The 9102-nt window shown below is 59.3% G+C and carries 8 protein-coding genes; 3 read left to right on the top strand and 5 right to left on the bottom strand.

What is annotated here, in order from left to right:
- Nucleotides 1–72: 72 nt before the first annotated feature.
- From CYJ10_RS32175 to CYJ10_RS32155, 3 genes are all read right to left on the bottom strand, one after another.
- A complete protein-coding gene (locus CYJ10_RS32175) occupies nucleotides 73–513 on the bottom strand; it encodes a GNAT family N-acetyltransferase (protein ID WP_101680350.1) in 441 nt (146 codons plus the stop codon).
- A 1338-nt stretch (nucleotides 514–1851) separates the two neighbouring features.
- Nucleotides 1852–3342: a tannase/feruloyl esterase family alpha/beta hydrolase gene (locus tag CYJ10_RS32160; RefSeq protein WP_180863136.1), complete on the bottom strand. Its 1491-nt coding sequence runs from the start codon at nucleotides 3340–3342 to the stop codon at nucleotides 1852–1854.
- A gap of 454 nt (nucleotides 3343–3796) precedes the next feature.
- Complete coding sequence (locus tag CYJ10_RS32155) at nucleotides 3797–4693, bottom strand: LysR family transcriptional regulator (RefSeq protein ID WP_101685488.1); 897 nt, start codon at nucleotides 4691–4693, stop codon at nucleotides 3797–3799.
- Nucleotides 4694–4779: 86 nt separating this feature from the next.
- On the opposite strand from CYJ10_RS32155, the gene CYJ10_RS32150 reads away from it, so the two are divergent.
- The 3 genes from CYJ10_RS32150 to CYJ10_RS32140 are packed head-to-tail and all read left to right on the top strand — an operon-like array spanning nucleotide 4780 to nucleotide 7146.
- Complete coding sequence (locus CYJ10_RS32150) at nucleotides 4780–5454, top strand: RraA family protein (RefSeq protein ID WP_101685487.1); 675 nt, start codon at nucleotides 4780–4782, stop codon at nucleotides 5452–5454.
- Nucleotides 5455–5487: 33 nt separating this feature from the next.
- On the top strand, nucleotides 5488–6471 hold the full coding sequence (locus CYJ10_RS32145; RefSeq protein ID WP_257993631.1) for a Bug family tripartite tricarboxylate transporter substrate binding protein: 984 nt from the start codon (nucleotides 5488–5490) through the stop codon (nucleotides 6469–6471).
- A 27-nt stretch (nucleotides 6472–6498) separates the two neighbouring features.
- A complete protein-coding gene (locus tag CYJ10_RS32140) occupies nucleotides 6499–7146 on the top strand; it encodes a 4-carboxy-4-hydroxy-2-oxoadipate aldolase/oxaloacetate decarboxylase (protein WP_180863135.1) in 648 nt (215 codons plus the stop codon).
- 634 nt (nucleotides 7147–7780) lie between these two features.
- On the opposite strand, the gene CYJ10_RS32135 is transcribed toward CYJ10_RS32140, so the two are convergent.
- Both CYJ10_RS32135 and CYJ10_RS32130 read right to left on the bottom strand, forming a co-directional pair.
- Entirely contained in the window at nucleotides 7781–8515 is a 735-nt protein-coding gene (locus tag CYJ10_RS32135) for an amino acid ABC transporter ATP-binding protein (protein ID WP_101685485.1), read from the bottom strand.
- Nucleotides 8512–9102 (bottom strand): ABC transporter permease subunit (locus CYJ10_RS32130; RefSeq protein ID WP_101680403.1); only part of this gene is annotated, 591 nt, incomplete at its 5' end. The genes CYJ10_RS32130 and CYJ10_RS32135, both read right to left, overlap by 4 nt.

Raw genomic sequence — 9102 nt, 5'->3', positions numbered from 1 at the left:
GGCCGTTCTCAGTCGGATACCAGGTCTGCAACGGCGGTCGTCCCTGATCGACCCATAAGAGCCATCCGGTCATCAGCAGCACAGCACTTTGACATGGGTGGCCGTTTCATCTTCGATCGCCCTAAAACCCAGTCGAGAATAGAAGGCAGCGGCGGATTCAGTATCGGTTGAAAGCCGGACTTGACGGAAATGTAGCGATGCATGCTGAAGAAGCTCAAGAACGAGGGCTTCACCTATGCCGCGACGCCGAAAGACCTTTGCAACATAGAGACGACGCAGTCGCGCTGTAAAGCCGTCCATGACGTACGGGTCAACGTTCAAACCTCCGATTCCTACGAGGGTTTCGTTGTCAATGATCCCGAAGAGACACTCGCCAGGCTTGTCGAACCTGTTGGTTCCGGCGCGCCACTCGTCGATCAAGCGCCCAACAAAATTGAACCCTTGCGCTGAAGCCTCGCGCTCCAGATCATCTATTTGTGGTGGAAGGACAGTTAACCGATTGATCGAGAGCATGTTGTGTCTTCGCAGCAGGCAGAACGCAATGTTAGCGAGTCGACCGTCCGCTCGCCAGCAATTCGCAGGGCCTTGGCGAACGGCGGAAACTGGCCGGATCCCGACGCCGGATCTTCAATGACCGTTGTAAGGCTTTTGACCGGCAACACGCTGCTCAAAAGTCTGGCGCTTCAGGCCAGCACCACCGCCCTACAGGGGTATCCGTCAATGCTGTGCCGCACAATGAGTGCAGGAACATTGGCTTGGCTCTCTGCAAGTTTCGGCCGCCCCAAACGTGCAAATTTCGATTGGCGTTGACACCTGGCCGCGAAGTGCCATCTGCCCGAAGAAGTATCGGGACAACCAGCGGCCACTGGAGCAAACGGGATACTCGGACGTATCCAGGGTCAGTACGTTGCTGAAGCGACGAATCGACTTCCCCCTGCCGGCGCGGCGACGGATGAGCATTTGGAAATCGAGCTAGATGCCGGCCCAGCTGGCCGTGTGCGCTTCTTTGCGGAGAGAAAGCAGGCCAGACACCACCGGCACTCCCACTACTTCTGGTCGGTGTACCGCGCAGAGCCGGTTAGCAGCGACGATTCGCTCTGATGCTAGCCTGGGTTGCCGCGAGCATGTGTCGTCGACGCAACATGCCCACATCGCAGTTTGAGTATCCTTTGTCGCAGCATCTCTGAGAACTGAAGGCCGTGCGGAACTGGACCAAGCTCTTCGCCCAAATGCTTTTCGCCATCTCGCTGATAGTCTTGGCGGCGATCGCTTCGCGCGCCGTCTACATTCGCTTGGCACCTCCACCGTCGACTGAGGTAAGAGACGACGGCGACTTCAATCGCGACGTTGCTGATTGTGGTGCCCAACGCAGGCCGGCGGATGATCAGACACGGCAATCGCAACTGGAAGACAGCGCAATCCGCATGGCTAGTTGCCTGGATTCCTGATGCCGACACCGAGATTCGCCCCAAAACGGTAGAGCGACGCGGTCAAAAACTTGACGGCCATCAACCCAGCACACAGTCTGCTTTACTTATACGCCCACCGACATCAAGTTTCGCGGCGACACGACGTTAGTAAGGACTATCGCTGAGCACACCCCGCTACAGCGTTTTTATAGGCGAGCGGCAACACTCCCGCTGCTCGCCTCTTTCCACGATCTGCCTTGTGTGGGTAGCGGACGTAAATTACACAGAAGGGGGGGCGGCCACTAGGAGCCCGCCACTGGAGTGAACGGGCTTTGACGGATTTAGGGCGAAGCTGTACGCGACATTGCCGCGCGCCAGCTGAATCTATGGACTGCCTTCTACGCCCGCTGTGGGTATTCGTCTGACTCGTCAGACAGATTCGTCACCCGCAGGTAAAGTTGGCGGCGTCATCTGTACTGCCACTTCCCTTGTAGATGGCCTTCCGAGGATACGGGCACAGCGGTCGCGTCCGGGTGGCAGCACCATTGGCTACCTTCGATGCGACGATGTTGTCCGGCGCGACGCCCTTGTCGACCCAGTTGTCCAACGCTCTCAGCACATCGTGCGTAGCATCGATTGTTGGCGAAGCGGTCCCGGCATTGCCGAACACCGTAGCACTACTGCCGCCGCCACAATGCCCCATGCTCGGAACCAGGAACAAACGGAAGAAGCTATCCATTTCCTTCTGTGAGCCTTGCAAGGTCTGGACCGCGTTGTAGTAGGCGATGGTGTCCTGCGGATTGACCACTGGGTCTGCCCAGCCTTGGTAGACAATGGCCTTGCCGCCTCGCGCCTTGAACGCACTGATATCCGGATTGCGTTGGTCCACGAGTTTTCCGACCTTCGCGTCGGCATAGGTCACGTCACGGTCGTAGTCAAAGGTCCACCAGTCCCACCGCGGGTTGTCGAACACCCAAAGCCGCCAGAAATCAGCGCGCGTGGGTTCCGACACGCCCCAGTAGCTAGACCAGCCAGCTTCGCTTCCCACGGTCAGGCCAGGATAGAGTTGCTCGCCGGTGCGCGGATTCTTCGGGCCAGCGTAAATCTTCTTGACCACGTCGATTTGTGGCTGAGTGAGGCAGTTCGGGCCGTCCACACCAGTACACAGCAGGCTGTCGACATTGAATTGCGCAGTCGTGCATACGCGCGGGTCTTCCATCGCGCCATCCGTGACACCATCCAAGCTGTCACATGCAGCCACCGCAGCGCTTGTGACCATCCCCATTTTCGATGCCGGGAGAATCAGCGTCGCGTTGTTGCCGGGCGTGCGATTGCTCAGGAATCGATGCATGAACTCCACATTCAGACGGATGCGGTTGTTGCCAGGCGCGCCAGCAATGACGCCATCAAAGTCCTGAGGGTATTGCTGGATTTCAGCGTAGCCCTGGTGGCCGCCTGTGGAGCAGCCATAGTAGTAGGCGCGAGACGGCGCCTTCGATTGCAACGATGCAATCAGCGTCTTACCTGGAGCTGTAATCGCGTGAATCGAGCGCGTGCCCCAGTCTGCAATCTTGTCGGGGTGACCGACACCCCAGAACATCTCGTTCGGGTCGGTCGACTGGTGCCCAGTGTCGCCGCCGATGACAGCATAGCCTTGCCGCATTGCGTAGGCCATGTCACCGTAGCTTAGCGCTGGACTGTAGCCGCCGTTGCCCGTGGTTACGAGCTTGCCGTTCCACGAGCCATCGGTGGGTACCCACACTTCGAAGTTAATAAGGGAGTCTGACGTCGGATTCGCTTTCGCTTGAATCCTGCAGAACGCCGGCAGTCCAGAGAGGGCTGTGCTGGCGCCGGGCGGTGTGAAGCTGCTCGCGGGAATCGCCGTCGCATTCGTTACTGACGCGCTGTCCAACTTCACCTGACTGAGCGACATGGAGTCACACGAGAACACCGTGTTTGTTGGTGATGTTGTCGTAGCAGGTGGGGTTGTTGATGACGATGACGAATCGTCTCCACCGCAAGCATGCATCCAACCCGTACACGCTAACGCAAGCACGGGCCACGCCAAGCCAATCCGGAGCTTCCGGTCACAACTCATTTGTCTCCTCCATGTATTCGTTGCGTTCAAGCAAAGGCCAGTCATGCGCTGGCGTGAGGAGTGTAGGCGTGGCCAATTTCCGCGATAAATTGATTATTTAGATGTATCTATCGATTCCACAAAACTATGGCCGACGGGTCCCTCCGTATTCGGGTATGCCCTGTCAGACAGACACCGATTGCTTGCTGCAGCGTCGCAAGCGACGGCCTTTAGCATGTGGGCGGTGGTTATGCGCCCACTTACAGCGCATAGAAAGCTCGGCTGGCACCCCGTCGGCCTCAGCAGTTCATCATGAACGAGGACCCGCAAGCGCCAGCGCAGCGACGAACTCTTCCACCGCCGGACTCACCTCGTCCGCTCGTGTGACGGCCACCACGGTCGCTTTGGTCTGCAGATTTGAAATGCGAACGAATGCCACGTCTCGCCTGTTCATCGCGGCAACCGAAGCTCCCACCACCGTAAATCCAAGTCCCGCGGCTACAAGGCCGAGCGCCGTATGGATTTCGATGGCTTCGGGACCCGGCCGAGCACTCCCTCCCGCCTGACGAAGCGCATCCACCATCTGATTGGCGTACCGGCTAAGCGGGTCTTTCGGGTACCGAATGAGCGCCAGCACATCAAGCTCGGCGGCTCTGACCGCTTTGCGCTTAGCTAACGGCGAACGAATTGGAACTGCTGCGACAAAAGGGTCGTCAAACAACTCCGTGTAAGTAAGGCCGCTGGCCTTTTCGAACTCCCCAACGAAGCGCGATACGCCAACATCAATTCGGCCACTGCGCAGCAATTCGGGCTGGTGTTCGGACAGTTGCTCAAGCAGGTCCAATTCGATACCGGGAAGCTTTTCCCTGAAGTGGCGCACTGCTTCGGGGACCAGCGAGAAGATTGTGGACCTGGTGAAGCCGATTCCAAGCCAGCCCAAGTTGCCAGCGGCGACCGCCCTTGCCTCCTCATCGAGCTGGCGCATTTGGGACAGCAATTCCTTCGCCCTCGGATACAGAAATTTTCCTGTGGACGTTAGCGTCATCGGCCGATTCGACCGGTCGAACACCGGCGCGCCCAAGTGCGATTCCAGCTGCGCAATCTGCATGCTGATTGCGGTGGGAGCGACAAACAGGCGACCGGCCGCACTTACAGCGCTTCCAGCATCGACCACCTCGCAGAAGTACCTCAGCTGCTTCAAGTTCATTTTTTCTGAATCTATGTCCAATTTTCGGTGTTTGATTCAGAGATAACTTTACTCGAAACTCCATCGCACACACATGGAGTTATGAAATGGACGGTGCCTCGACCCTCTCGAAAAGTCTGCTGGACGCAGCAGGTGCTCTAAGCACGGCAGAAATTTCGGACGCGCTGGACTACTTAAAACTGCCCGGCAGCGCACTCGGCATTGGCCTGCAGGCAGGTGAGCCGCGCATCTTTGGCCAAGCCTTCACGGTCGCCTTTGTGCCCGTCGACACCGCCACGCCTGGTACCGTCGGCGACTACCTGGATGACATTCCGGAAGGCGCAGTTGCGGTCCTCGACAACTCGGGCCGCGTCGACTGCACCGTATGGGGCGGCATCATGAGCCAAATCGCGGCTCACCGTGGCATCGCCGGCACCGTCATCAACGGCGTCTGTCGCGACACTGAAGAAGCCCAAAAGGCAAACTACCCACTCTACGCACGGGGCCGCTTCATGCGGACCGGCAAAGACCGCGTCCAGGTCAGCACCGTCGGCGCAGTCGTCAGCCTGGGCGATGTGCGGGTGAAGCCCCGCGACTACATCGTTGCAGACGCTGACGGCGTGGTGGTTATACCGGCAGCGCGTGCGGCAGAGGTGTTTGAGCGCGCGATTCGCACCCGCGAGGTAGAAGGAAAGATTCTCGAAGCGGCATTAGCCGGGGCCTCGCTGGGCGAGGCGCGACGTCAGTTCGGATACCACACGCTACAACGCACTGGCCACTAAGCGCCACGCACACAAAAAGATAACGGAGACAACATGAACAGGAAGATGTACCACGTGACCGCGCTGGCGACTGCTACCGTGGCCTGCGCACTCATTTCTGGAACGGCCGCGGCTGCTGAATCCTATCCCTGCCAGACCCTTCGTCTCGTGTCGCCTTACCCTCCCGGTGGCACGACGGACATCCTGGCGCGCATCGTGTCGCCTGGGTTGTCCAAGCGGCTTGGTGTTACGGTAATCGTCGACAACAAGGGCGGTGCAAGCAGCAATATCGGCACCGAGTTTGTCTCGCGTGCCAAGCCGGACGGTTGCACGGCGCTACTCGGAAACAATACCGGGATTGTCATCAACCGGAACTTATACAAGCTGAAGCTCGACCCGACTCAGGCGCTGGCTCCGGTGGGCGAAGTGGCCTCGGTTCCCCTTGTACTCTACGTCAATGCATCGCTTCCCGTGAAGAATGTGGGACAACTAGTCGACCTCACCAAGGCCGCGCCCGGAAAATACAGCTATGCCTCCGGGGGCAGCGGTAGTCCGCAGCATCTCGCAGGCGAAATGCTGAAGCTCGAGCGCCAGCTCGACATGGTGCACGTTCCCTATCGGGGTCAAGGTCCGGCGCTCAGCGACGTCATCGCGGGCCAAGTACCGATTGCATTCGAAACAACGACTGCTATTGCTCCTCACGTCAAGTCCGGGAAGCTTCGACTGCTCGCTACCACGGGAGCAAAACGCGCGAAGACGCTGCCCGACGTCCCGACGATGCAAGAAGCAGGATTCCCTGGCTTCGTCATAGAGAACTGGTACGGCCTGTTCGTTCCCTCTGAGACACCTGCCCCGCTTACTCAAAGGCTGAACGCAGAACTCAACGCCGTCCTCGCCGAACCCGACATCGCATCGAAGCTAAGCGATTTGGGCTCGGGGGATGTTCATGGCACGCCTGCTCAGTTCCGAGCCTTCATCACCAAAGAAATGCCGTACTGGGAATCGCTCGTCAAGCGGTCAGGCGCGAAGGTCGATTGAACATCAACTCATTCGGAATCTATTGAAATGACTCACCCCGCAACCGCAGACCAGCTCGGCCGCCTTTTGCGTCTAGGCACCGCCACCATTCACGAGGCTCAGGGCCAGCGCGGCGCAGTAGATTCCGCCATTGCGCCTCTGGACCCCTCGATGCGTGTCGCCGGTCCCGCACTGACCCTCGACATCCGGCCTGGTGACAACCTGATGATTCACTATGCGCTGACGAAGGCGCGAGCGGGAGATGTGCTCGTGGTCGATGCCAAGCAATTTGTCAACGCCGGCCCATGGGGTGACGTGCTGACGTTCGCTGCCCAGAAAATCGGCATTGCGGGGCTTGTTATCGACGGCGCCGTTCGCGATGCGACAAACATCGTAGAAATGGGCTTCCCGGTATTCTGCCGAGGCCTCTGCATCCGCGGCACCAACAAAGTACAGCCCGGACGGCTGAACGTGCCGGTCGTGATCGGCGGCGCACCCATCAATCCCGGCGACATCATCATTGGCGACCGCGATGGGCTTGTCGTAGTAGCCGCAGAGGAACTCCAATCGATCATCGACGCCAGCGAAGCGCGAGAGGAGAAGGAGGCCGGCATGCGGAAAAAGCTCGAACAAGGTGCGACAATGGTCGAGCTACTTGGACTTCAGGCGACCCTCGATTCGTACGGTCTGCATTGAACCAAACCTCTGGGGAAGCACATCCACCGTTGCGCTCCTCCTGGACCTGGCTGCAATACGGCTTGCTGGATCGCCTCCGCGTCTCGTCACACATTGCCAGACAGTTACCGACGTCGTGCCAGCATGCGAAGAAAGGCCGTCGATGCTAGTCTGGCACGGCCTCAGCACCCCGCTTCCGCCTTCTCCTGCTAACGCCAAACTACGGTGATTACCGTTGTTCGCTACCTGACCGTTCTTCGGAGGTAAGAAGGTACTCATAGAGCAGCGCAGCTACCGCAGTAAGAGGATGACTCTCCCTCGACGATGCTCAACAGACCCCTATGCACGGCACAGGTTTCCCGCGGCCAAACTACGAGTTGGTGTGTCCCTGGGCAATGAGAAGTCGATGTTCGGTGTACAGCGCAATCTGGGGCGATGCCTTCAGCCGATGTCGCCGGCATCGAACCCATGCGACGAAAAAAAACCCCACACTACCGAAGTTGTGCGGGGCCGACGAAACATCACGGCAGGGCGGCGTGATGAAGAAGTTCTAGAGGTTGGCGTTTGAGCGCGCTTGCCACGGGCAGGGCCGTTATGTGCGGCGTACCTTGCACCTAATACCGCGGCCCTACGGCTTACCGGCCGGGCGACTCTGTTAGTGAGCCAAAATCTTCGACAGGAATTGCTTGGCGCGGTCCGAGCGTGCGTCGATGTTGCCGAAGAATTCCTCCTTCGCGCAGTCCTCGACGATCTTGCCGGCGTCCATGAAGATTACGCGGTTGGCCACCTTGCGGGCGAAGCCCATTTCGTGGGTCACGCACATCATGGTCATGCCTTCCTGCGCCAACTGCACCATCACGTCCAGCACTTCGTTGACCATTTCGGGGTCAAGCGCCGACGTCGGTTCATCGAACAGCATGCAGATCGGATCCATCGACAGCGCGCGGGCGATGGCCACGCGCTGCTGCTGGCCACCCGACAGCTGACCCGGATACTTGGCCGCCTGGCTCTTCAGGCCCACGCGCTCCAGGTACTTCAGGCCCTTGGCGGTGGCCTCTTCCTTCGAGCGGCCCAGCACCTTCATCTGGGCGATGGTCAGGTTCTCGGTGATCGACAGGTGCGGGAACAGCTCGAAGTTCTGGAACACCATGCCCACGCGCGAGCGCAGCTTGGGCAGGTTGGTCTTCGGATTGCCCACCGACGTGCCATCCACCAGGATGTCGCCCTTCTGGAACGGCTCCAGCGCGTTCACGGTCTTGATCAGCGTGGACTTGCCCGAACCCGACGGGCCGCACACCACCACCACTTCGCCCTTTGCGACCTGCGTCGTGCAGTCCGTCAGCACCTGGAAGGCGCCGTACCACTTGGAAACGTTATTAATTTCGATCATACGGCCACCTTTTTCTGATAACGCTTGACCAGCAGCGAAGCGGAGAAACAAATGATGAAGTACACGAGGCCGGCGAACAGCAGCATCTCCACGATGCGGCCATCACGCTCGCCAATGCCGTAGGCCTGGCCGAAGAAGTCCGCCAGCGCGCTCACGTACACCAGCGACGTATCCTGGAACAGGATGATGCCCTGCGTCAGCAGCAGCGGCACCATGTTGCGGAACGCCTGCGGCAGCACCACCAGCCGCATGGTCTGGCCATAGGTCATGCCCAGCGCCTGCGCGGCAAACATCTGCCCGCGCGACACGCTCTGGATACCGGCGCGGATGATTTCCGAGTAGTACGCGGCCTCGAACAGCGAGAACGCGATCAGCGCGGAAGTCATGCGAAGGTCCGAAGCCGCGTTCAGGTTGAACACCTTCTGCAGCAACTGCGGGATGATCAGGAAGAACCACAACAGCACCATCACCAGCGGGATGGACCGGAACAGCGTCACGTACGCCTGCGCAAACCAGTTCAGCGGCTTGCTGGACGACAGGCGCATCATTGCCAGAATCGTGCCCCAGACGATGCCGACGATCACCGC

It is taken from the genome of Cupriavidus pauculus, from assembly GCF_002858765.1.
Lineage (GTDB): Bacteria > Pseudomonadota > Gammaproteobacteria > Burkholderiales > Burkholderiaceae > Cupriavidus > Cupriavidus pauculus_B.
This window is presented reverse-complemented; position numbering and strand designations above follow the sequence as displayed.

Coding starts and splice junctions, on each gene's coding strand:
- CYJ10_RS32160 (WP_180863136.1), bottom strand. CDS start 3,342: ATGTCGCTCAGTCAGGTGAAGTTGGACAGCGCGTCAGTAACGAATGCG.
- CYJ10_RS32135 (WP_101685485.1), bottom strand. CDS start 8,515: ATGATCGAAATTAATAACGTTTCCAAGTGGTACGGCGCCTTCCAGGTG.
- CYJ10_RS32155 (WP_101685488.1), bottom strand. CDS start 4,693: ATGAACTTGAAGCAGCTGAGGTACTTCTGCGAGGTGGTCGATGCTGGA.
- CYJ10_RS32145 (WP_257993631.1), top strand. CDS start 5,488: ATGAACAGGAAGATGTACCACGTGACCGCGCTGGCGACTGCTACCGTG.
- CYJ10_RS32175 (WP_101680350.1), bottom strand. CDS start 513: ATGCTCTCGATCAATCGGTTAACTGTCCTTCCACCACAAATAGATGAT.
- CYJ10_RS32150 (WP_101685487.1), top strand. CDS start 4,780: ATGGACGGTGCCTCGACCCTCTCGAAAAGTCTGCTGGACGCAGCAGGT.
- CYJ10_RS32140 (WP_180863135.1), top strand. CDS start 6,499: ATGACTCACCCCGCAACCGCAGACCAGCTCGGCCGCCTTTTGCGTCTA.